This is a genomic window from Vibrio sp. V10_P2A27P122 (assembly GCF_963874335.1).
Lineage (GTDB): Bacteria > Pseudomonadota > Gammaproteobacteria > Enterobacterales > Vibrionaceae > Vibrio > Vibrio anguillarum.
Genome location: NZ_CAWNHY010000248.1, coordinates 1 through 23,298, shown reverse-complemented (window position 1 = coordinate 23,298; position 23,298 = coordinate 1). Strand labels below are relative to the sequence as shown.

Annotated in this window: 22 protein-coding genes; 19 read left to right on the top strand and 3 right to left on the bottom strand. The window is 44.5% G+C overall.

The window, feature by feature from the left end; all coding sequences use genetic code 11:
• The 3 genes from AACQ17_RS11595 to AACQ17_RS11585 form a co-directional block, all read right to left on the bottom strand.
• The coding region (locus tag AACQ17_RS11595; protein WP_141201477.1) for a transporter substrate-binding domain-containing protein at window positions 1–882 on the bottom strand (882 nt) is incomplete at its 3' end.
• Between the two features lie 206 nt (window positions 883–1,088).
• Window positions 1,089–2,333, bottom strand: coding sequence for an NAD(P)/FAD-dependent oxidoreductase (locus AACQ17_RS11590; RefSeq protein WP_094147248.1), 1,245 nt, complete (start codon window positions 2,331–2,333; stop codon window positions 1,089–1,091).
• Between the two features lie 23 nt (window positions 2,334–2,356).
• The gene (locus AACQ17_RS11585) at window positions 2,357–3,463 is read right to left on the bottom strand and encodes a class I SAM-dependent methyltransferase (RefSeq protein ID WP_017045151.1); all 1,107 of its coding nucleotides are present in this window, start codon (window positions 3,461–3,463) and stop codon (window positions 2,357–2,359) included.
• 115 nt (window positions 3,464–3,578) lie between these two features.
• Here AACQ17_RS11585 and AACQ17_RS11580 point away from each other — a divergent pair, with 115 nt between their 5' ends.
• The 19 genes from AACQ17_RS11580 to AACQ17_RS11490 all read left to right on the top strand — a co-directional run bounded on the left by AACQ17_RS11580 (window position 3,579) and on the right by AACQ17_RS11490 (window position 23,295).
• Window positions 3,579–4,316, top strand: a complete 738-nt coding sequence (locus AACQ17_RS11580) for a beta-ketoacyl synthase chain length factor (protein ID WP_064625603.1) — start codon at window positions 3,579–3,581, stop codon at window positions 4,314–4,316.
• Window positions 4,310–5,083: a lysophospholipid acyltransferase family protein gene (locus AACQ17_RS11575; RefSeq protein ID WP_064626136.1), complete on the top strand. Its 774-nt coding sequence runs from the start codon at window positions 4,310–4,312 to the stop codon at window positions 5,081–5,083. The genes AACQ17_RS11580 and AACQ17_RS11575 overlap by 7 nt, the downstream gene beginning before the upstream one ends.
• Window positions 5,084–5,274: 191 nt before the next feature.
• Window positions 5,275–5,535 carry a phosphopantetheine-binding protein gene (locus AACQ17_RS11570; RefSeq protein ID WP_019282451.1) on the top strand — a complete coding sequence of 87 codons (261 nt, stop codon included), beginning with the start codon at window positions 5,275–5,277 and terminating at the stop codon, window positions 5,533–5,535.
• 15 nt (window positions 5,536–5,550) lie between these two features.
• Window positions 5,551–5,808: an acyl carrier protein gene (locus tag AACQ17_RS11565; RefSeq protein ID WP_013856486.1), complete on the top strand. Its 258-nt coding sequence runs from the start codon at window positions 5,551–5,553 to the stop codon at window positions 5,806–5,808.
• Complete coding sequence (locus AACQ17_RS11560; protein WP_017045147.1) at window positions 5,808–6,365, top strand: hypothetical protein; 558 nt, start codon at window positions 5,808–5,810, stop codon at window positions 6,363–6,365. Before AACQ17_RS11565 ends, AACQ17_RS11560 begins: the two co-directional genes overlap by 1 nt.
• 7 nt (window positions 6,366–6,372) lie before the next feature.
• Window positions 6,373–7,758, top strand: coding sequence for an AMP-binding protein (locus AACQ17_RS11555; protein ID WP_094147575.1), 1,386 nt, complete (start codon window positions 6,373–6,375; stop codon window positions 7,756–7,758).
• A 22-nt stretch (window positions 7,759–7,780) separates the two neighbouring features.
• Complete coding sequence (locus AACQ17_RS11550; RefSeq protein WP_013856483.1) at window positions 7,781–8,149, top strand: ApeI family dehydratase; 369 nt, start codon at window positions 7,781–7,783, stop codon at window positions 8,147–8,149.
• A complete protein-coding gene (locus tag AACQ17_RS11545; RefSeq protein ID WP_094147574.1) occupies window positions 8,133–9,863 on the top strand; it encodes a glycosyltransferase family 2 protein in 1,731 nt (576 codons plus the stop codon). The genes AACQ17_RS11550 and AACQ17_RS11545 overlap by 17 nt, the downstream gene beginning before the upstream one ends.
• Window positions 9,844–11,388 carry an HAL/PAL/TAL family ammonia-lyase gene (locus tag AACQ17_RS11540; RefSeq protein ID WP_013856481.1) on the top strand — a complete coding sequence of 515 codons (1,545 nt, stop codon included), beginning with the start codon at window positions 9,844–9,846 and terminating at the stop codon, window positions 11,386–11,388. Before AACQ17_RS11545 ends, AACQ17_RS11540 begins: the two co-directional genes overlap by 20 nt.
• 8 nt (window positions 11,389–11,396) lie before the next feature.
• Window positions 11,397–11,837: an acyl-CoA thioesterase gene (locus AACQ17_RS11535; RefSeq protein ID WP_013856480.1), complete on the top strand. Its 441-nt coding sequence runs from the start codon at window positions 11,397–11,399 to the stop codon at window positions 11,835–11,837.
• Window positions 11,834–12,445 carry a LolA family protein gene (locus tag AACQ17_RS11530; RefSeq protein ID WP_094147573.1) on the top strand — a complete coding sequence of 204 codons (612 nt, stop codon included), beginning with the start codon at window positions 11,834–11,836 and terminating at the stop codon, window positions 12,443–12,445. The genes AACQ17_RS11535 and AACQ17_RS11530 overlap by 4 nt, the downstream gene beginning before the upstream one ends.
• Window positions 12,417–14,765 (top strand): MMPL family transporter, encoded by a 2,349-nt coding sequence (locus tag AACQ17_RS11525; protein ID WP_094147572.1) that lies wholly within the window; start codon window positions 12,417–12,419, stop codon window positions 14,763–14,765. The genes AACQ17_RS11530 and AACQ17_RS11525 overlap by 29 nt, the downstream gene beginning before the upstream one ends.
• Complete coding sequence (locus AACQ17_RS11520) at window positions 14,762–15,382, top strand: DUF3261 domain-containing protein (protein WP_094147571.1); 621 nt, start codon at window positions 14,762–14,764, stop codon at window positions 15,380–15,382. The genes AACQ17_RS11525 and AACQ17_RS11520 overlap by 4 nt, the downstream gene beginning before the upstream one ends.
• 9 nt (window positions 15,383–15,391) lie before the next feature.
• Window positions 15,392–16,627 carry a beta-ketoacyl-[acyl-carrier-protein] synthase family protein gene (locus tag AACQ17_RS11515; RefSeq protein ID WP_094147570.1) on the top strand — a complete coding sequence of 412 codons (1,236 nt, stop codon included), beginning with the start codon at window positions 15,392–15,394 and terminating at the stop codon, window positions 16,625–16,627.
• A complete protein-coding gene (locus AACQ17_RS11510) occupies window positions 16,605–17,069 on the top strand; it encodes a hotdog family protein (RefSeq protein ID WP_017050420.1) in 465 nt (154 codons plus the stop codon). Before AACQ17_RS11515 ends, AACQ17_RS11510 begins: the two co-directional genes overlap by 23 nt.
• Entirely contained in the window at window positions 17,066–17,791 is a 726-nt protein-coding gene (locus AACQ17_RS11505; RefSeq protein ID WP_017045136.1) for a 3-ketoacyl-ACP reductase FabG2, read from the top strand. Before AACQ17_RS11510 ends, AACQ17_RS11505 begins: the two co-directional genes overlap by 4 nt.
• Entirely contained in the window at window positions 17,788–19,017 is a 1,230-nt protein-coding gene (locus tag AACQ17_RS11500; RefSeq protein WP_094147569.1) for a beta-ketoacyl-ACP synthase, read from the top strand. Before AACQ17_RS11505 ends, AACQ17_RS11500 begins: the two co-directional genes overlap by 4 nt.
• A gap of 375 nt (window positions 19,018–19,392) precedes the next feature.
• On the top strand, window positions 19,393–20,166 hold the full coding sequence (gene ompV / locus AACQ17_RS11495) for an outer membrane protein OmpV (protein ID WP_094147568.1): 774 nt from the start codon (window positions 19,393–19,395) through the stop codon (window positions 20,164–20,166).
• 414 nt (window positions 20,167–20,580) lie between these two features.
• Window positions 20,581–23,295, top strand: coding sequence for a sigma-54-dependent transcriptional regulator (locus tag AACQ17_RS11490; RefSeq protein WP_094167765.1), 2,715 nt, complete (start codon window positions 20,581–20,583; stop codon window positions 23,293–23,295).
• Window positions 23,296–23,298: the final 3 nt, after the last annotated feature.

Below are 23,298 nucleotides of genomic sequence, written 5' to 3'. Positions count from 1 at the left end.
ATTATCACCCTCATCACAATAAGAGAGTGGATATATATCTTCTTCTATGGTGTATCTGACAATTTGATTGCTATTTTCTTGACTTAATAATTTTAGGCTGTCTTTATTATTCAAAAAATAAATATTAGTCGAGTCTATCTTATTAGCTTTATTTCCTGTTGCTTCAGCAAGAATGAGTTTATCAAAAATGTTTTTTAATTCATTATTTCCCATCGGTAAAATGATTCTATTTATTTCGACACCTAATCGACCATCTGCAATAATCTCACCGTCATATCCAGAATTAGGGCTGATATAATGATTGAGTGATATATAGTTGGTTATCGTTGCATCGGCTAAACCTTGCTTCATCATTTCTGCTGATTCTAAGAAACTTTGTGCTAGTAATATGTGTGGGTAATGGCTCTGCTCTAATGTTTCACAATAAGATGAACCTTGTACGCAAACCCATTTCAAATGATTCATATCTTGCTGATTTAATTTTTTGTCCCTTAGCCAAATCACTCGTAGGTTATTATAGAGTGGCAAGGTAAATAAAATGTTTTTTTCTCTCTCTTTTGTTTTGCTAAAACCAATAGCAAAATCCACATCACCATCATGCACAGCAGCAACAAGATCAGTTATCGATTGATAGCTACGATATTCAATTTTGACATCAAGCTCTTTTCCTATCCCTACCGCATAATCATGTTGAATACCGATTGTATTCTCAATGCCGCCCCAATAAGGTAGCCAAGGTTCAGACAATACACCCATTACAATGACTTTTTTTGTTTTTAAATAGGTACGTTCCGAATCTGATAAATAATCGGCGGCATAAACAGTATTAAAAAGTAAGTTAATTGCTAAAATTAACAGCAAGTAGATACGTAACAAATTCATTCTCGTGATATTGATTCCAATATCCAACTAGTTTAACGATCCTGCTCGTCATTGCCAAGAATAGGGCATCAGAACAAAACTGGTTAAAATACATATTTATCAACACGTTAATGCAGTGTAGGAATAATCTTACAAGAGAATAAACCCATAAAATTAAAATGTGAGATGCATATCCGCACCAAAACATAATTTCGGTGCGGATATTATTAATGAGATGAAGTACGAATAATTTCAGCTAAACTTGATAAGCGTCGTTGATGCTCAGCGACATAAGGATTACTACTATCCCAAGCATATCCTGCAAGAATAGAGCAAATCATCTGCTTTATTCTTGAGTTGGGCGTTTGGTAAAAAATCACCTCTTGTAACATACCGTTGTACCAACCTTCCACATAAGTGCGGAACGTATCCACTCCGACCATTAATGGCTGAGAATACTCTTGCTGCCAATCTACACTTTCGTTTTTTAGTTGGCGTACAACACAAGACACCGCTAACTGAGCCGATTTCATGGCTATCGTTACACCTGATGAAAACACCGGGTCTAAAAATTCACCAGCGTTGCCTAATAACGCATAATTTACCGTGGCCAAGTGCTTAACATTTGCAGAATAGCCGCCTAGCTCACCAGCAGGATTAGGGTATTCGGACTTCGAAAGCAGTTCCGCCAGCTCAGGCATTTCATTCACCAATTGCTGGATCGCCGCAATTTTATCACTTGGATAGCCGTCAAAAAACGACGGTTCACCGACAACACCTAATGAACATGTGCCGTTAGAAAAAGGAATGAGCCAGTACCATACGTCAGGATTACGCGGATGGACGGAGATCAGTATCTTGTTTCGGTCGTAGTCTGGTTGTTCAGGGGAGATATGATCAATGATATGGGTAAAGATGGCTTTTCTCGGAGGTAAACACGATGGCTCTTCCAAATCGAGTAACTTAGGCAATACTCGGCCAAAGCCACTGGCATCCAGCACGAAGTCGGCTTCAATTTGATACGTTATACCGTGTTGATCCGTCACCAATAATTGTGATTTATTCTCTTCAAATTCGATATTCGTCAGTTGATGTTGATAACGAATTTCAACCCCTTGCTTAACAGCAGAATCCGCTAATACTTTATCAAATTGACTACGCTGTACCTGAAAAGTGGTTCCCGGCCCATTCGAATATTTGTCGGTAAAATCAAACTGAGCGTATACACCATTTTTTCGAAAGGCTGCACCATTTTTATATTGAAAACCCGCACGCATAACATCAGGCAACATTCCCGCCGCTTCTATCACTTCCATACAAGCAGGTAATAAGCTTTCGCCAATAGAAAAGCGTGGGAAAAGTGCTTTTTCGATAACCAACACGCGTATGTTTTGCGCATGGAGTAATGCCGCGGCAGTCGAACCCGAAGGGCCCGCACCAATGATAACAACTTGAGTTATCTCTTTATTCATGAATTGACTCGCATCGATTTTAATTAAGCTTGGGCTTTTAGCTCTAACAAGGTGTGGCCAAGGCCAATATTGTCGGTTCGTTTGATCACCTGTAATCCTGCTGCTTGAACGATTTCTAAGAAATCTTCGCTGCGATAGAAGCGACTATTACCATTTGCAAGGCAGGTAAAATACAAAGAGGTGGCATTGAGGCTATAAGAAGCCGCATCGTACTTCTGTGAATCCCAGAACAGTTCCAAAATATAAACCGTCGAATATGCAGAAAGATTGGCGCGAACGCGTTTTAAAATACTCAAAATTTCCATTGGCGAAAAACAGTCTAAAAACTGGCTCATCCACCACACGTCCGCATTTTTTGGTAATGGTTGTTCTTTATCGAGCATGTTGGCTGGAAAAGGATGAATACGCTGCGTAAAACCTTGTTGCTGCGCGTTAGCCATCGCCATTTCCAACTGTTGTGGCAGATCCACAATCGTCACTTCAACGTCTGAATCATAGTGACAACATTGCAGTGCCCATTTACCCGTATTGCCACCAATATCGACCAAATGTTTCGGTTTTTTACGAAACACTTCTTTCAGCAAAATAGGAAAAGAACGATCGGAATAGAAGTGATCGAATTTGAACCAACTCTCTTTAGCTTGCTGGGGCAAACGCGATAAACCTTGGTAGATGGTATCCCAATCGCCGAGTTCTTTCAGACCAGCAGGCTTGCCTTCGGTGATCGATTCGGTTAAGTGCATCATGGCGGCATAACAAACGTCTGCCGTGAAATCCATATTGGCTTGCGTCATCCCATCATGCAGCAAAAAAATGCCTAGATTAGCCAATGAATAATTCGGTTTATCCCATAAAACAATATGGGCACTGATGGCCATATCGAGCAATACTTTAACGCCATACTCTGACACGCTCGTTTCTTGAGCAATTTGTTCCGCATTTAAACCTTTTTCGCCAGCATTATCTAATGCAGCCAATATGCCTAAGTCACGTAATGTGCGCGCCGTATGAAAAACGATGGGGGCAAAAGATAATTTTTGAGCTTCGGTTTTTGCCTCTAAAGCGTTATAAGGATCTATTTTTTGATTTAACACATTAAAACCTAACTTTAATTTGTGAACAATATCCAAACACTTAATCTAAGTTCGACTCAATTCTTAAAAATCAATATTTAAGTCAAGGATACAAACGTTTATAGTTGCGAAGAATAATCTTGTGCCATAGTATTTAACCCTATCAAAAACAATGCAATATCTTATGTCAAATCAACAGCAAATAATCACGTTAAATATTGATACTTGGGTTGCAAATTCTGCAGGCTTATCTCACCCTTCTGATTGGCAAAATTGGGCAAGAGAAGAGATTTGGCCTGACGATAATACGCTCAACACAGACCATATTCCTCCTATGATGCGCCGCAGAATGAGTAGTTTGAGCAAATTAGCCGTGCAGACTGCACTGACTGCTATAGAATCACAACATATTGATTACATGGTATTTTCATGTCGTCATGGCGAGCTTCATCGTAGCGTTGAAATCGTGAAGTCGATATTGATTGGCGAAGAAGCCTCACCAATGGCGTTTTCACAATCTGTTCATAATACAGCGGCAGGCCTAGCAACCATCGCTTCAAAACAACCGATCCCGTTAACCTCGATTGCAGCAGCACAAAACACATTTCAAAGTGCCATATTAGAAGCTTGGCTCTATTTAAATGAGCACCCTAGTCACAAAGTGCTGTTGGTTGATTTTGATGAGCCATTACCTAGCGACTACCAACAATACGAAGAGTGGCAGTTTCAAGGCTATGCCTTAGGGTTAACCCTGTCTCACGGTTCAGATTTTACGCTCTCTATGCAGATGTCTGATACCAAGCCACAACAGCCTCAAGCATTGTCGTTTCTTCACCACTATTTGTCAGAAAAATCTGAATGGATCATTGAAGGCTCGCAAAGCGCTTGGAAATGGCAACGAAAATGTTAGAGTTCAACCGCTACTGGCGTATTGCTGCTACAGGTTTTTGTTTTTTTATATTTGGTTTAGGCGGATTAACGCTGAGTTTTATTATTATCCCACTGATTGCATTATTTTCATCGCAAACAGATCGTCGAGAATATAAAGTTCAAAAATCAATCCAAAACTCATTCAATATATTTTGTAAGTTGATGAAATTAACAGGTGCCATCGACTATAAAATAACCAACGCAGAACTATTAAAACAGGATAAAAGCTGCCTTATTGTCGCCAATCATCCAAGCTTAATTGATTATGTTCTCATTGCATCACAACTTCATCAGTGCGATTGCTTGGTTAAATCAGCTATCTGGGCCAATCCTTTTATGAAACGGATTGTTCAAGCCGCAGGTTATATCCCCAATGAAACACCTGATGATTTGTTAAATGTGTGCGAGGAACGCATGAGCCGCGGAAACGTATTATTGATTTTCCCTGAAGGCACGCGAACCACACCCGGTGTTAAACCCAAATTGCAGCGCGGTGCGGCGCAAATCGCAATCCGAACTCAAAGAGACTTACGCATCGTACATATTACCGTTTCTCCGAGTTTTCTCACAAAAGAGCAAAAGTGGTACCAAGTTCCTAAAACCAAACCCTTTTTCCATGTGGAGATAAAGGGTAAAGTTGTCGTCACACCTTTTATTGAAGGTGCTGATAACCCCACCACTGCAGCACGACGTTTAAATCGCCACCTTGCAGAGGTGATTTTCCCCCAAAACAATAACCAGAAATGACAAAACTATTGAAGTTATCAACCCAAATAACGTCAGTTGCAGCGAAGCGGAAAGTGAGTAAGTCCCCATCCGTATAGATAACGATATGATTGGGGTGAGCGAACGTAGCCAACACCGCTGCAACTTTAAGTGGGGAAGTGTATATCAAGGTTTTGTTCAAAACGGCTAGAACATTATATAAGTAGGTTGAAGTGGAAATACTACACACAGAAATAAAACAGCTCATTATCGACGCACTAAATCTTGAAGATATCTCAGTTAACGATATCGAAACTGACGCACCACTTTTTGGTGATGGGTTAGGTTTAGATTCTATCGATGCTTTAGAGCTCGGTTTGGCCATTAAAAAGAAGTATAATATCGTCATTGACGCTGATGACTCCAATACTCGCCAACACTTTGCATCAGTGGCAAACTTAGCAAATTATATTTCATCTCAAACTAGCCACTAATAAATAGATAGCGTTATGACAGAAGTAAACCAACAACAAGTATTTGATCAAGTTAAAGAAGCTCTCGTTGAACTATTTGAAATTGATGAAGCCGATATTCAACCAGACGCTCACCTTTATCAAGATCTCGATCTCGACAGTATTGATGCTGTAGATCTTGTCGTTCACTTACAAAAAGTGACTGGCAAAAAAATCAAGCCTGAAGAGTTTAAAACCGTTCGCACCGTCAATGATGTGGTGGAATCGGTTATTGAACTTGTTAAGGAAAGCTAATGCGGCGATTGCTGACGATTTTGTCTGCAATCGTCCTGCTTACCTACCCACTCGCGGTCTACTTCGGGATTAATCAGTTTGGTTTGCAAGCTATAGGGGGCTTCTTAGCCGCTATTTTTGCTTTAAGAATTCTTTCTGGTTGGCAAGCCAAGCTTCAAGAACTGAAGCAACTGGCTTGGCTTAGTGGGTTCGTTGGTATCACTTTGGTGACTTTGGGGATGCTCTTTCAGCAGCATGGTTGGCTACTGTTTTACCCTGTTGTGGTTAATGTATGTCTTTTGGCTCTTTTTGCCTTGAGCCTAACGCAACCGCAAACAGTGATTGAACGGCTGGCGAGGCTGCAAGAGCCTGAACTTCCTCAAAGTGGCATTGAGTACACACGCACGGTCACTAAAGTGTGGTGCCTCTACTTCATCATGAATGGAGCCATCGCACTTTATACCTGCTTCCAATCTATCGAGATCTGGACGTTGTATAACGGATTGATCAGTTATCTCCTTGCTGGCAGCCTCTTTGTAACGGAATGGCTAGTAAGACAAAGGATTCGCAAAGGCTAGGTACGCTATGACTTTCGGCAACCCCGATTTTTGCTCGCTTGCAACATTACTCTCCTCACCAAGAAACGATTCGCATTGTGTTGCTTTTGACCTCAATAACACCATTAACTGGGCAAACTTTGTCGCCGATGTCAGCCAACTAAGCCGGCAATTAGCGTCGCGAAATGAACATCATATTGCACTGTGTGCTGGCGATAGCTATCAATTTTCAGTCGGTTTTTTCGCCGTCTGCTGCACGCAAAAATCATTAATTCTGCCCGGTAATTATCAACCTGCGGCACTGGCAGAACTGAGTCAACACTTTGAGTTGTTGCTGTGTGATGAGGCGATAACAATACCCAATTCTACGCCAACCCTCTCTCTTAACCATTTAGCGCTACCCAACGACATGCGCGATGAAGCCGTTTGTTTTGCACCACTTTCATTAGAGACACAAACCGTGACGCTGTTTACGTCAGGCTCCAGCGGTCAGCCTAAGGCTATCATCAAAACACTGCGGCAGCTTGAAGCTGAAATCGCCATTTTAGAGCAGCTTTGGGGCGAACAGCTCATTGGTGCAAAAGTGGAAAGTACGGTTTCTCATCAACATATTTATGGGCTGCTATTTCGTGTGTTATGGCCACTGTGTGCAGGGCGAGCATTTGCCCGCCATAACTTGGAATTTCCAGAACAAGTGACCGCACATGCGCATCCGGACACTGTGCTGATCAGTAGCCCTGCGCTATTGAAACGCTTGTCACAAGAGCACCAGCCAAGCCCACTGCGCACACTGTTTTCTTCCGGTGGCCCGCTTCCCTACTCTGCTTCTTGTCACGCAAAAACCCTGTTTGGGCAACGACCTATCGAAGTGTATGGCAGTACGGAAACTGGCGGCATCGCTTTTCGGCAACAGCACAGTGCAACGCAGCAATGGCAGCTTTTCCCCTCCGTTGAAGCAAGACTTAACAGCGAGAACTGCTTAGCCTTGCGCTCTGCACACATTGATCCGAATCATTGGTATCAAACAGCCGATGAATGTGAGTTTTCCGACCAACGGCACTTTACCTTGAAAGGTCGCACCGATCGCATCATCAAAATCGAAGAAAAACGGATCTCACTGGTTGAAGTGGAACAGCGTATTGAACAACTGCCGTGGATCAGTGAAACAGCCGTGTTACCACAACAAGACGGTGAACGTTTGATCTTAATCTCAGCGATTGTACTGTCAGCCTGCGGCACTGAAAAATTAGCTCAACTTGGAAAGGGGAAGTTCTGGCTGTTGCTGCGTTCTGAACTGCGCCAATGGTTAGAACCTATTGCTGTACCTCGACGCTTTAGAGTGGTAAAAGAGATCCCACTCAACAGCCAAGGTAAGCGCCTTGTTGCTGAACTAGAAACACTATTCCAACCATAAAAATAACGAAGCCCAATAGATTATGGCCAAAAGAACACCCACATTATTATGTGCTGACACTCAGCCTCACACAGTTAATTTGACGCTGCGCGTTGACGCCGACATTATTGATTTTTCAGGACACTTTGCACATTTTCCATTGCTGCCAGGCGTTACCCAAATCGATTGGGCACTGCGCTATGCACGAGAATACTTATCTGTACCCACAAGCTTTCAAGGTATGGAAGTGATCAAATTCCAAGAACCTATCTTGCCAGACATGACCGTTCAACTGGCATTAAGTTGGGATGAGGAAAAACAGAAACTCGCGTTTAGTTATAGTTCGCAGCGTGAGGGTTTAAACATCATTCACTCATCAGGAAAAATGAAGTTGGGTGAAATCTGTGGCTGATTATCAAGCTTGTTTTTTAATTCCGTGCTACAACCACGGCAGCACAGTAGCAGAAGTGGTCTCATCACTCAGCGTATTTGAACTTCCCATTTTACTGGTTGATGATGGCAGCAATCAGCAAACAAAACAGGCGTTGAGCAACGTCGTCCAGCAAACACATGTTCACCTCATTACCCTAGAACAAAACCAAGGCAAAGGTGGTGCGGTAATGGCTGGCATTCGCCAAGCGCAGCAGTTGGGGTTTAGCCACGTCATCCAAATTGATGCCGATGGCCAACATGATTTACAAGCGCTGCCTAAATTACTGGCCGCGTCAAAGCAACATCCAAACCACCTAATTTCTGGTCAGCCGATTTACGATGACAGCGTACCCAAAGCGCGTTTATATGGCCGTTACGCAACGCATATTTGGGTTTGGATTGAAACGCTATCTTTTACGATCAAAGACAGTATGTGTGGTTTTCGCGCGTATCCTGTAGACCTCACCGTTGAGGTGCTCAATAACCATAAGATCGGCACGCGCATGGATTTCGACATCGAAATCTTAGTTCGCATGTATTGGCACGGGGTCGATATCGATTTTGTGGAAACTCGCGTCATTTATCCTGAAGGAGGCGTCTCTCATTTCGATGCACTATGGGATAACGTAAAAATCAGTTGGATGCACAGCAAATTATTTTTTGGCATGTTACCGCGTATTCCTCAACTGCTGAAACGCAATCAAAGCAGGTACAACAAAAGTGGCGCAGAGCCAAACCAGCACTGGTCAAAGCGTCAAGAACGAGGAACGGTTCTGGGTATTAAAGCGTTACTGGCGATTTATAGCCTACTCGGGCGGCCAATTTTTAACCTGATGCTGAAACTTGTAATGAGCTATTACTACCTTACCGGAAAACAAGCTCGCCAAGCCTCTGAACAATATTTACAGCACTTACAAAGCTACGCAAACCGTCGCCAAATCACGCTGCCAAATCATCTCTCTAGCTATAACCATCTGCTCTCTTTTGGCCACACTATGCTGGATAAATTGGCGGCATGGAAAGGCGATTTTTCGGTAAAAAACTTGACCATCCATGGTCAAGAATCGTTCCAAGCTCTAGTAGAACGTAAACAAGGTGTGCTTCTTTTAGGATCTCACCTTGGAAATATTGAACTGTGCCGCGCTCTGGGACGTCGGCATTCTCATATTAAGATCAATGCGTTAGTCTTCACCGAGCACGCCGAACGCTTCAATGCGGTAATGAAAGCGATCAATCCCAACTCAGAACTGAACCTCATTCAAGTGAGCCGTTTGGGCCCCGATACCGCTATTTTGCTTCAACAGAAAATAGAGCAAGGAGAATGGGTGGTGATCGTCGGAGATAGAACGTCCACCAGCAAAGAGACCCGAGCCGTATGGGCCGATTTTTTAGGCCAACCCGCACCGTTTCCACAAGGCCCTTTTATGTTGGCCTCGGTGTTGAAAGCTCCCGTCTACCTTTTGTTTGGCTTAAGAGATGAACGTTCTAAAACTCCACATTTTAACGTCTATTTCGAGCACTTTAGCGACAACATAGATTTACCGAGAAAAGAGCGACAAGCGGCGCTAGCGCAGGTAGTACAACGCTACGCTGATCGGCTGGAACATTACACACTGCAAGCTCCACTGCAGTGGTATAACTTTTTCAACTTTTGGACTCTAAGTAAACAGCAGCATGATGATTCAGACAGATAACCGCATAACTTTTGGCGTCGATCGCCTCACCATTGAAGATGTTGTCGCGATTTCGCAAGGCGCGCAGGCCAACCTCAATTCTTCAGCGGAATTCACCGCTAAAATTGATCGCGGCGTCGCTTTTCTAGAACGACTTTTAAAAGAAGAAGGCGTGATTTACGGAGTAACCACCGGCTATGGTGATTCATGTACCGTTGCCATTCCGCCGAATCTAGTAGACCAATTACCACTGCATTTGACTCGCTTTCACGGCTGTGGCTTAGGCGAGGTATTAAGCCATCAGCAATCTCGCGCAGTATTAGCAACGCGCTTGTGTTCACTAGCGCAAGGTGTCTCTGGTGTGAGCCATGAACTGCTTAACCAAATCGTCACCTTGATCAACCACGATATCGCCCCTCGTATTCCACAAGAAGGTTCGGTCGGGGCAAGCGGCGATTTAACGCCACTCTCCTACCTCGCGGCCACACTGATTGGTGAGCGCGACGTGCTTTATAAAGGTGAGATGCGCCCAACTCAAGATGTGTTTAACGAACTGGGTATTCGCCCGATCAAGCTAAAACCAAAAGAGGGATTAGCGCTGATGAACGGCACATCAGTCATGACTGCTTTGGCCTGTTTAGCCTATAAACGCGCCGAGTATTTAACTCAACTCTGCACCAAAATTACTGCCATGGTGTCTGTCGGTATTCAGGGTAACGACTTCCATTTTGATGCCGCACTATTTGCCGTCAAGCCGCATCCTGGCCAGCAACAAATCGCAGCATGGCTACGTGATGACTTACAAGCAGAGCGCCCACCTCGCAATAGTGATCGCCTGCAAGATCGCTATTCATTGCGCTGCGCACCCCATGTGATTGGCACCGTACAAGATGCACTGCCGTGGCTACGTCAACTGATTGAAAATGAGCTCAACAGTGCCAACGACAACCCCATCATCGATGGCGATAATGAACGCGTACTGCACGGCGGCCATTTTTACGGCGGCCACATTGCCATGGCAATGGATACCTTAAAAACACAGGTTGCTAACCTAGCCGATTTGCTCGATCGCCAAATGGCGCAATTGATGGATTACAAATTCAACAACGGTTTGCCGTTTAACTTAACTGGCGCAGAAGGCGAAAGAAAACCGATCAACCACGGCTTTAAAGCCGTGCAGATCGGCATTTCAGCGTGGACGGCCGAAGCCTTGAAACATACCATGCCTGCCAGCGTTTTTTCACGTTCGACTGAGTGTCACAATCAAGACAAAGTCAGCATGGGAACCATTGCCGCGCGTGATTGTCTACGTGTGCTTGAACTGACAGAACAAGTGGCGGCCGCCTCGCTGTTGGCAGCGACCCAAGCAATAGAATTGCGCAAACGTCATCATGAGCTGGATGAGCAACACATGAGTCACAATATCAAGCAGATGCGCTTAGCCGTGTTACAAGAGTTTGATTTTGTGGTAGAAGATCGTCCGCTAGAACATGATTTGCGCCACTTTATTAGCCGCATTCAACAACGCCACTGGACACTTTACTAGGAAGCGCGATGAGCGATGTACTTCATCCATTGGAAAGTGAGGTGACTTTAGTCACCTCGTTTCAAGATGCCGACCCAATGGGCGTTATCTACCACGGCAATTATTTTCGTTTTTTTGAAGAAGCACGCCGCGTGCTGATGGAAAAAATTGATTACAGCTATCACGCGATGACTCAGTCGGGCTACCTATGGCCGGTGATTGATGCCCACGTGAAGTACGTGAAAGCGATCCCGTTCAACCATACGATTCGTATCAAAGCGACCTTGACAGAATGGGAAAATCGCTTGCGTGTTGACTACATGATTTTTGATAGCCAGACCGGGCAACGAATGTGTAAAGCACACACCACTCAAGTAGCGGTTCGCATCGACACGCAAGAGATGTGTTTCGCTTCCCCAACGCTATTTACCGACAAAGTTCAGCACTGGCATACCTACGGGAAATTATGATGCGCCGTTTTCTCTGGCTAACTTTAGCCCTATTTCCGCCCCTACTCTGGGCACAGGTGACCGACCTAGCTTCACTGCAAGCGCAGTTGGCGAAACACCAGATCGTACGCGGAGAGTTTACTCAACTCCGCCATATTGAGATGTTCGAACAACCACTGTCGTCAGCCGGGAAATTCTTGCTCGATAAACAAAATGGCTTACTTTGGCAACAAAACTCACCATTTCCAGTTAATTTGGTGCTAACCCAAGACAAGCTTCGCCAAACTTTTGCTAACCAACCACCACAAGTGATTACCGAAAAAGAGAACCCAATGGCGTTTTATTTCAGCCATCTCTTTTTGTCGGTATTTCATGGTGACACGCAGCAATTGAATGAACAATTTACGATGACGCTGCACAGCGAAGATGGCCAGTGGCAGTTAAATTTAACGCCGAGAAATGCGCCACTGAGCTCGGTGTTTACCTCGATAACATTAACGGGGCGAGATGACATTGATGGTTTGATCCTGCAAGAAATACGAGGCGACAAAACCGAGATTCAGTTTACTAACCAAAACCACCAGCCAGAGCGTTTAACCCATGCTGAGCAAGCACAGTTTAACTTCTAAATCGAACCGGCTGGCATTGTTCTGGTTGGCTTTTGTGACCCTTTGTCTTGGCTTACTACTCAAGCAATGGTTCTTTTCAGCGGCTTCACCGATCGAGACGGATATCCTTAAGCTACTGCTGGTCAACCAGCAAAATGTGCTCGCCGAGCAAGCGTTTGAAAAAGTCACTGCCAGTATGAGCGATAAAGTGGTCTTTATTGTCACTGCGCCCAATGAGGCTGACCGGCTCAAATCCGTTACAGCGCTAGAAAGCGAGCTCAAGCAGAGTGGCTATTTCAAGGATGTGGTTGGGAAAATCGATGCCACTCAACAGAGCGCTTGGGCCAGTTACTACTTTCAACATCGAGCACAACTGCTCACCAACGAGCAACGCAATCAGCTCAGTCAACATCCCGAACAACAAGTGCAAGCGGTGGTGCAAGCCCTATATAACCCTTTTTCTGGGGTAACAGGGCAAGAGCTCAGTCACGACCCTTTTCTGCTATTTCGCGACTACTTAGCACAACTTAGCCAGCTATCGTCTCATTTTCGTTTGCAAGATGGATACTTAACCCGCGAGTATCAAGGCCAAAAATACGTGCTGATCACCGCGCAGCTCAACGACTCACCATACAGTTTCAAAGCGCAACAAGTGGTGCCCGATATTGCTCAATGGCAACAACGCATCAAGCAACAATTTAGTGCGGACATTTATCACACTGGTGTTTTATTTTACGCCGATTTTGGCACTCAAAGTGCCAAGTCAGAAATCAGCACTATTGGCCTTTTCTCATTACTCGGCATTGTGCTGTTGGTGATGCTGGTTTTTCGCAGTGCCATGCCTTTACTGTTGGCACTGCTCTCGGTATCCGTTGGGTTAGTGGTTGCCATGGTGATCACCACCGCGTTTTTTGGTCAGATCCATCTGTTTAGCTTAGTGTTTGGGGCCAGCCTGATTGGCGTTTCAATCGACTACGCCTTTCACTACCTGACCGATCGCCTTGCCGCAAATGAACAATGGGACAGCGTGCAAGGACTAAAGCATATTCTGACTGCCATTACCTTAGGGTTAATCACCAGTTTAATTGGCTATCTCGGTCTACTGGTCGCCCCTTTCCCCGGCTTACAACAGCTAGCGCTATTTTCCGCCTTAGGTCTCGTTGCCGCTTACGCGACGGTCGTGGCTTGGTATCCGATGTTGGCCAAAAAACCAAGTTCATCGAGAACGCTTCCCGGCATCACTTATTGGTCTTTATGGTTTGCGCTTTGGCAAAAGCCATGGGTTAAATGGGGCCTACCCACGGCGTTATTGATCATCAGCAGTCTTGCCCTGACGCAAGTGCACTACAACGATGACATTCGACAATTACAAGCCATGCCTAGCGACTTGAAACAGCAAGAGCTGCAAATCAGCGCCTTGACTGGTATCCAATCATCACAGCAAATGTTGGTCGTCAGTGCCAACGATGATGAAGCATTAATGCAGCAGTTAGAAAAATTAGATACGCAATTTTCACAATGGCAACAACAAGGCGTACTTTCTGGCTACCAAAGTTTAAGCCAAAACATCAGCTCGCTTAAGCGTCAGCAAGAAAACTACGCACTGGTTGAAGCACTGTACGCAAACCAAGGCGCAGTACTGGCTCACACGCTGAAACTATCTTCGGCTCCTAAACTGGAAGCGTCATTTTTGCCCATGACACTGGCGCATTATTTAGCACATGATGTTTCCCAGCCGCTGCGCTTTCTTTATTTAGGTGAAGTTGAGCAAAAAGTGGCGGCGGTAGTGCTGTTGAAAGAGGTTCACCAAGCAGCAGTAATTAAGCAGTTTGCGGCGCAAAATAGCGACTACGCCTATTTGAATAAAACCGAAGAGATCTCAACCCTGTTTGGGCAGTATCGCCTTAAAGTGATGGAGTTAATTGCGCTGGCTCTTACCTTGATCAGCGCTCTCACTATTTGGCGCTACGGCGTGAAACACAGCATTCGCATTATGTTACCTTCGCTTATTGCTTGCATCGCTGGGTTAGCCGTCACCGTCGCAACAGGCTCTACGCTCAATTTATTCAATCTATTAGCGCTGGTATTAGTGATAGGTATCGGTATTGATTACACGCTCTTTTTTGCCGAACAAGCCCGCAGTCACAGTACCTTGCTTGCCATAACCCTTTCGGCACTAACGACTTTGCTCTCGTTTGGTCTGCTTGCTCTTAGCCAAACTCACGCCATCCACAGTTTTGGTTTGACGGTACTGAGCGGCATTTTCGTTGCTTGGTTGCTTTCACCAATGGCGATCAAATCACAACCTGCCGACATAAAAGCGCATGAGGAAAAACTATGATGATGAGAATACGCCGTGCGCTGCCCTTGCTGTTACTGATGCTGTCTGGCTGCTCTTTAGTGCCAAACCAAGCCTCCACGCAGGTAGAAATTAGCCCCAACACATTCGTTACTCTGCCCAAACCTGCGCAACTTGGGTATCAAGTCACGGCAAGTCAGTTGATCAGCGCCCATTGGCAAGATGATAACGGCCAGCATAACCAACAGCTTCCGGTCCAGTTGCAGGTCACCGATGACAAGATTGTGCTGGCAGGGTTTTCATCTTGGGGAACGAGGATTTTATCGCTCAATTATCAGCAAGATACTGTTGAGACCAGAGTACTCAATGGCTTGGAAAACACCTTGCCGAAGCCCGAACAGATACTCTTTAACCTGATGATCACGCTCTGGCCGCGAAATGCTTGGGAAGCCCCGTTAAATAAGGTAAAGTGGCAAATCATTGATGATAAGAATAGACGAACACTCATCAATGAACTGGGTGAAACAGTGATTGTTATTGATTATCAACATCCCTTCTCGATGAAGGGCGATATTCGCTTCCACAATCAATTATTGAATTACACCATTACGATTACAACGCTCAGTGCCCAGCACCCTTTGCCGCCCACACAACCGTAGATAGCTATCATGAACTCATCCTCGACTTCTCCTATTGATTCTCGCTCACCTATTTATGTCCAAGACTGCGGTTTTCACTGCGCGATGGGGAGTGACTCGTCGCACATTCACCAAAGTTTAGCGCAGGGCTATTGCGATAACATGGTGGTTGACCGCACGTCACTCAACACTGGCACCCCAACCATCGTAGGCCGAGTGAGTGAACCGCTACCAAAAATCCCAGCGCATTTAAGTGCGTTCAATACGCGCAACAGCCAACTGGCTTTATCGGCACTGCAACAAATCGAACCGAGCGTCCGCCACGCGATTGCCACCTATGGTGTAGATCGCATCGCAGTGGTGGTTGGCACGAGCACATCCGGCATTGCTGATGGCGAAATCGCACTCGCCCACAAGTTAGAGCAGGGCGAATTCCCAAGCGACTACCACTACTACAAACAGGAATTAGGCAATTGCAGTGATTTTATCGCTCGCTATTTTGCAATAAGCGGCCCCTGCTACGCCATTTCGACCGCCTGTTCGTCCAGTGGCCGCGTCTTTATCACCGCCAAAAGAATGCTTAATGCTGGGTTGGTTGATGCGGTGATTGTCGGTGGTGCCGACACTTTGTGCCGCTTAACACTCAATGGTTTTAACGGTTTAGAAGCGCTGTCTCAACGTTTGTGTAAACCGTTTGATGCACAGCGAGATGGCATCAACATTGGTGAATCTGCCGCTTTTATGCTGCTGGGTAAAACGCCGTCTCAGCAACACGCTCACGCCATTGCGCTATTGGGTGCTGGCGACAGTTCCGATGCACACCATATTTCTGCGCCCCACCCAGATGGAAACGGTGCAGAACAGGCGATGCGTAACGCGCTGCAAGATGCCAAATTAACCGCCAGTGATATCGGCTATATCAACGCTCACGGCACCGCAACACCGCTCAATGACAGCATGGAAAGTAAAGCGATTTTCCGCGTTTTTGGCCAGCACGTTGCGGTGAGTTCAACCAAACCACTCACTGGACACACGCTCGGCGCGGCCAGTGCAACCGAAGCCGCCATTGCTTGGCACATACTGCAATACCAATTGCCTTTGCCCATTCAGCGCTGTGCTAACAAAGCGCCAGACATTGATATTACGCTAGTGGAAACCACCCAATATTTAGAAAACAAGGCCATTTTAAGCAACTCCTTTGCTTTTGGTGGCAACAATATTAGCCTCATTTTTGGTTACGTTAATGACAAAGCTTCCTGCAATTGATCAACTGCTGCCTCATCAAGCGCCGATGATTTTGATCGACCGCGCGCTTGAGGTACAGAGCGAATCTATCCACTGCCAAGTGGATATTGAATCGCACCACCTGTTTTTTGACCCAGCGACACAAAGCATACCAGCCTATGTCGGTATCGAGTTTATGGCACAAGCCATTGCCGCGTGGTCTGGGTATCACTCACTTGTCCAAGGCATTCAACCGCCAATTGGCTTTCTGCTCGGCAGTCGCCGTTATCGCGCGCTGTGCGATGCATTCTTGAAAGGGCAAACGCTCGATATCTACGCTGAACAGCTAATGCAAGACAATGGCATGGCCGTGTTTAAGGCAAGAATCGAGCACCAACACCAGCTTTTGGCCGAATGCCAATTAAATGTGTATGTGCCATCAGAACAAAAATTAGAAGAAATGAAAATGAGGAGTCAAGCATGACCCGACACGTATTAGTGACTGGTGCGAGTAAAGGCATAGGCAAAGCGATTGCGATTGCGCTCGCCAAAGATGGTTTTGCCATTGCTGTCCATTACATGGGCGACCAGCAAGGTGCCCTGCAAACACTAGCGACCATCGAGCAAAACGGTGGTTCAGGCCGACTGATTCAATTTGACATCAGCAACCGAGCTCAGTGTCGCGAAGTATTAGAAGCCGATATTGCTCTGCATGGCGCTTATTACGGCGTGGTCAATAACGCGGGCATTACTCGTGACACGGCGTTTCCCGCCATGACAGAACAAGAATGGGATGGTGTAATTCACACCAATTTAGACAGCTTTTATAACGTCCTCCACCCTTGTGTGATGCCAATGGTGCAAAAACGCCAAGGTGGGCGCATTGTGACTTTAGCGTCGGTGTCGGGCATCACAGGCAACCGGGGTCAAACCAATTACAGCGCCGCCAAAGCTGGCGTGATTGGCGCGACCAAATCGCTCGCGCTTGAACTGGCTAAGCGCAAAATCACCGTCAACTGCGTTGCGCCGGGCTTAATCGATACAGGCATGGTAGATGAGCACGTCAAAGAGCACGCACTGCCACAAGTTCCTTTACGCCGCATGGGTGAACCCGAAGAAGTCGCAGGCCTTGTGAGCTATTTAATGTCTGATATTGCTGCTTATGTCACTCGCCAAGTTATCTCGGTTAATGGAGGCTTAGTATGACCCGCCGCGTTGTCGTTACAGGCATGTCCGGCGTGACTGCTTTTGGTAATGACTGGGCCAGTATTGAGCCAAAACTCAGAGCTTGTGAAAATGCCACTCAATATATGCCCTCCTATGAGCAGTATGAGGGTTTAAACACTAAACTCGCCGCGCCAATAATGGACTTTACACTGCCTAGCCACTACAAACGTAAGCAAGTCCGAGGTATGGGCCGTGTGTCACAACTGACGACCGTTGCCACCGAAAATGCGCTGCTACAGGCGGGCTTAATTGGTCATGAAGTGCTGACGAACGGCCAAACCGGTATCGCTTATGGTTCATCAACAGGCAGTACCGATGCCATCGGTGCGTTTGGTGTCATGCTCAACGAAAAAACCACTCGAGCCATTACCGCCACCACTTATGTGCAGATGATGCCTCACACTGCCGCGGTGAACGTAGGTCTATTTTTCGGGCTCAAAGGCCGCGTCATTCCAACCAGTAGCGCCTGCACGTCTGGTAGCCAAGCCATCGGTTACGCGTACGAAGCGATCAAACACGGCTACCAAACCGTAATGGTGGCGGGCGGTGGTGAAGAGCTCTGCCCTACCGAATCGGCCGTATTTGATACCTTATTTGCCACTAGCCTCAAAAACGACCAGCCCAAAACCACCCCCCGCCCGTATGATACTCAGCGTGATGGTTTAGTGATTGGTGAAGGCGCAGGAACTTTAGTGCTTGAAGAGTATGAACACGCCATCGCACGCGGTGCTGTCATTCACGCAGAAATCATCGGTTTTGCCAGCAACTGCGATGCCGCCCATGTCACTCAACCACAAATGGACACCATGCAAATCTGCATGGAGATGGCGCTGCGTGATGCCAATTTAAGTGCAGATAAAATTGACTATGTTTCGGCTCACGGCACGGCGACCGACCGGGGTGATATAGCCGAAAGTCACGCCACCGCAAACGCGTTGGGTAAAGTGCCGATCAGCTCGTTGAAAAGTTATTTTGGTCACACATTGGGCGCATGTGGCGCAGTTGAAGCTTGGTTGGGTTTAGAAATGATGCGCAGCGGTTGGTTTAATCCAACCCTTAACCTAGATAACATCGACCCGCAATGTGGCGATCTTGATTACATTACAGGCACAGGACGTGAGCTGGATGTGCAATATCTAATGAGCAATAACTTTGCTTTTGGTGGCATCAACACCTCGATTATTTTTAAGAAATTCAGCGAATAATCCCATAAAAAGCCGTTTCCCACACAACGGCTTTTTTTACGAGTTTATTTATCCGGCATTTGCCTCTTAAATATTGGTCGCCTGCCAAATACTCACCAGCAATCAGCCAATACTTTTCGCAAGTACTTCGAGGATTTGCGGTCTGAAAATAAAAAACACCGCGCCAAGCAAACAGAGCCCTGCCCACACAAAATCAAGCCTGAAAGGCTATGTGATTCGGATAAACGAACGTAGCCAACCACTGCAACGAGTAAGGCAAGAATAAGCCGCTTTGACAAAAGTCAGACATAACCATACAAGCTATTGATATTATCCTCTCTATCGATTTTGTACAGTGTTCACATCCAAACATAAGCCCTTAAATGGAAGAACATAATGAAAAAGATCGCACTATTTATTACAGCATCGCTTATCGCGGGCAACACTTTAGCTGCCCAAACGTACATTCGTAACGGCAATATCTATACTCATGAAGGTCAATGGGTTGCGGAAGTGGGTGCTTTTGGCAGCACTGACCTACTCAAGGATCAAGACAAGTCTTACAGCGCTTTGCTGAACTTTGGCTACCACGGTGAAGATTTGAATGCAGACCTCACCGGTATTAACTACCGCTTCTTTGGTAACACAGGGGATGTCGTTAATCTAGGTACTTACCTGACGGGCAGCGGCGTTACTTATGACCAAGATTCGGCAAACAGCGTTAAAGGAATGGATAAGCGTAAAGCCACGATTGATCTAGGTTTAAATGCTGATATCGCACTGGGTAACGGTACCGTATCGACCTACTTCCAACATGATATTCTCAAAGAAAACAAAGGCTACAAAACTGGCGTTAACTACTTCCATGTCATCGATTTAGGTGCTGTTGATTTGGTACCTTTTGCGGGCATTAGTTACCAGAGTTCGGATTACAACAACTACTATTTCGGTGTGAAAGACAAAGAAGCGACCGCACAGCGTAAAGCTTACCATGCAGGTGGCGACTTCTCTTACAACCTAGGTTACAAACTGGCTTACCCAATTAATGACCGTTGGGAAATCACCCAAACCAGTTCTTACACCCGTTTAGGCTCTGATGTCGCCAATTCGCCAATCGTAGAAAGCGCAAACCAATGGCTCGTTGGCGCAACCGTCGCTTACCACTTTTAAGCTATACCGCCCTCAGGCAGGAGCCGTATCCCCTGCCTGATTTTTCTACTTGAACTGCCCTTCTCGATCAAAATAGCGTTGATATGAACCCACGCATTGATTCTCTATGAATCTTGCCTTTTGCATGTCTGAGTTTTCCATGCCTGAGGTAATTCATGGAGTACAAATCTACGATTCCATGAAACTCATTTCTGCCCCATTCCAAGTTACGTCTAGTTGATTCATTATTTCACTGAGCAATAATTTGACATACTTTAGGTCATACTAGAAGTGGTTACTATACTAGTGGCTATTCACTATCAAGTTGTTAACTTACTAGCTTGAAAAACGCCGATTGTTAGCAGCTATATAGATATTGTTCTACACCGAATTGTTGTATTATTTCCGTAACCTACGTTAAATGTTAGATCAATAATGAAGCGAATAGATTCTATTTTCCAATACTTAGTCAATAACAATCACAAACTAGGCATGACAACTCGCGATATAGCAGAAGAGTTGAGTCTTGATCGTGCGAATGTCAGTGGTGATTTAAATAAGCTATGTCAAGAAGGTAAGGTAATAAAATCTGGAATTCGCCCTGTTTATTATCGTGCAGTAACAGAGCAGCGCACAGAGCCTAGTGAAGAGTCTACGGCTTTAGATCAGATCCAAACGATGTGCCCTAGTCTTTATGGTGCAGCAGAGCAAGCAAAAGCGGCCATTCTATACCCGCCCAATGGTATGCATATTATGCTACAAGGAGAAACGGGAACGGGTAAATCGATGTTTGCTAGCTTAGTTCATCAGAGTGCAATGCAGCTCAATTGCCTGTCCAATGATGCACCATTTATAATATTCAACTGTGCAGAATATTCAAATAACCCCCAGTTACTTGTTTCACAGTTATTCGGTTGTAAAAAAGGTGCTTATACAGGTGCTGACAGTGATCGACCAGGGCTAATTGATGTTGCTGATGGTGGGATACTATTTTTAGATGAAGTGCACCGGCTACCTCCAGAGGGACAGGAGATGTTATTCACTTTCATCGATACAGGGCTTTATCGGCGGTTAGGAGAAGCAGATACAAAACGCAAATCTAAAGTTCTGATTCTCTGCGCAACGACCGAAAATCCTGAGTCAGAACTGCTAAACACCTTCGTAAGACGTATACCCATACGAATCACGCTTCCACCATTACGTGAACGCAGTATTGAAGAAAGATTAAACCTAATTACTAGTTTTATTTCTAAAGAATCAGCACGGTTACAGAGACCGATTAAAGTTTCAATCAATGCCGTTCGATCGTTACTTGGCTATGATTGCCCATCAAATATTGGTCAATTAGAAGGTGATATTCGAATACTTTGTGCCAAATCTTATGCTGACTTTGTCACTGGTCGCCAGTCCGAGTTGCAAATATCCAGCTATAGCTTGCCAGAAAATATAAAATCTGGACTAAATTTATATACGGAACACAGGCAGATATGGACACACTTAAACTGTATTGATCAACGGTATTACCTCTTCACAGAGGATAATCTTTCTAATGTGTCTGATTTTGCTATGGGTAAAACAGAAAGCATCTATGACCTTATCGATAAAAGGGTAAATCAGTTAAAACAAATTGGTAGTACAGAAGAACAGTTAGATAAAATAGTTTCAAGTGATATAAATAATTATCTCGGTCATTGTATCGAGGTTGCTCAGTCTGATCATAGTAATAAAAATCTGGAGAAATTAGCTGGTGAAACAACTATTGCTCTAGTTGAAGATATATCGGCTTTGTGTCAATCACAGTTAGGCAACGTACTACCGGATAGTATTAAATATGCTATGGTACTTCACATCGCAAATTTGCTGGTTAGGTTACGTAATAATAAAAAAATAAATAACCCAAAACTTAAAGAAATTAAGGAACAGTATCCAAGTCAATTTAAAGTAGCTAATCAATGCTTATCTATCATTAATTCAACATTTGATGTGCACACTCCTAATGATGAAGCTGGTTTCCTGACTATGTTTATAGCAGCGGGAAATGAAAAGCTAAACTTATCCTCAAATCAAGTGAAAGTGATTGTTGTTCATCATGGTGAGTCTACTGCTACTTCCATTGCAGCTACCTGTAATCAGTTACTTGGTGGAACTTACTGTACTGGGTTCAATATGGCTCTTAGTGATTCACCATCCAGTACTTATACGAAAATCGTTGATTTTTTGAAGAAATCACCAGCCTGTGATGTTCTTTTACTTGTGGATATGGGGTCACTAATGAATTTTGGTGCTGATATTGAAAAAGAGCTGAACATAAAAACAAAAACAATTTCAATGACCAGTGCACCTCATGTATTAGCTGCTTGTGGTAAGGCTATGCTTGGATATCCTCTAGACTTTATCTATGACGAAACCCTTCAAGTGACCATTGATAATATTGCAATGTTGCGAAATACAAAGACTGATGAGGAAGATAATTTGCTGTCTTTTAAAGAATCGCATAACCTTAAACTGACTATCATTACTATTTGTACAACAGGTGAAGGATCTGCAATTTATCTAAAAAAATTCTTAGAACGAAGTCTTGCTGACTATTCTGAAAATATTAATATAATCCCAATTAATTTGGTCGGAGAAGAAAATATTAGTGATAGGTTAAAATTACTTGAACAAAACGAATTTGTTTTGTGTGTTACTGGTCCTTTTAAAACAAACCTATCAGTGCCCCATTATGATTTGCAAAATATTTTTTCTGGTAAAGGAATAGAAGATATAAAATATCAAATTGAATATGAGCTTGGTATTCTGGAAGGGTTGAATGTAACAAAGTTTGAATTTTCTAAATTTGATAAAAATGAATTGATTTTTGATATTCGTCGTCTTATTTATCGATTTGAAAAAATAAGCAAGAAAAAAGTTTCCTTAAGTCTACAATATGGAATACTACTACACTTAGCTTGTACAATGGAGTCATTGGCCAATAATGAAGCATTAGTTAAATATCCGTCTACTCTAATATCACCAGAAATAAGTAAAGATATCTATACTTCACTAAATCAAAGTTTAATCTCTTTAGGAAATAAGTACTCGGTTAAATTTTCTAAAGACGAACTATATTATCTATATCACCTATTTAAGGAAGATGATCTAAGTTGAAAA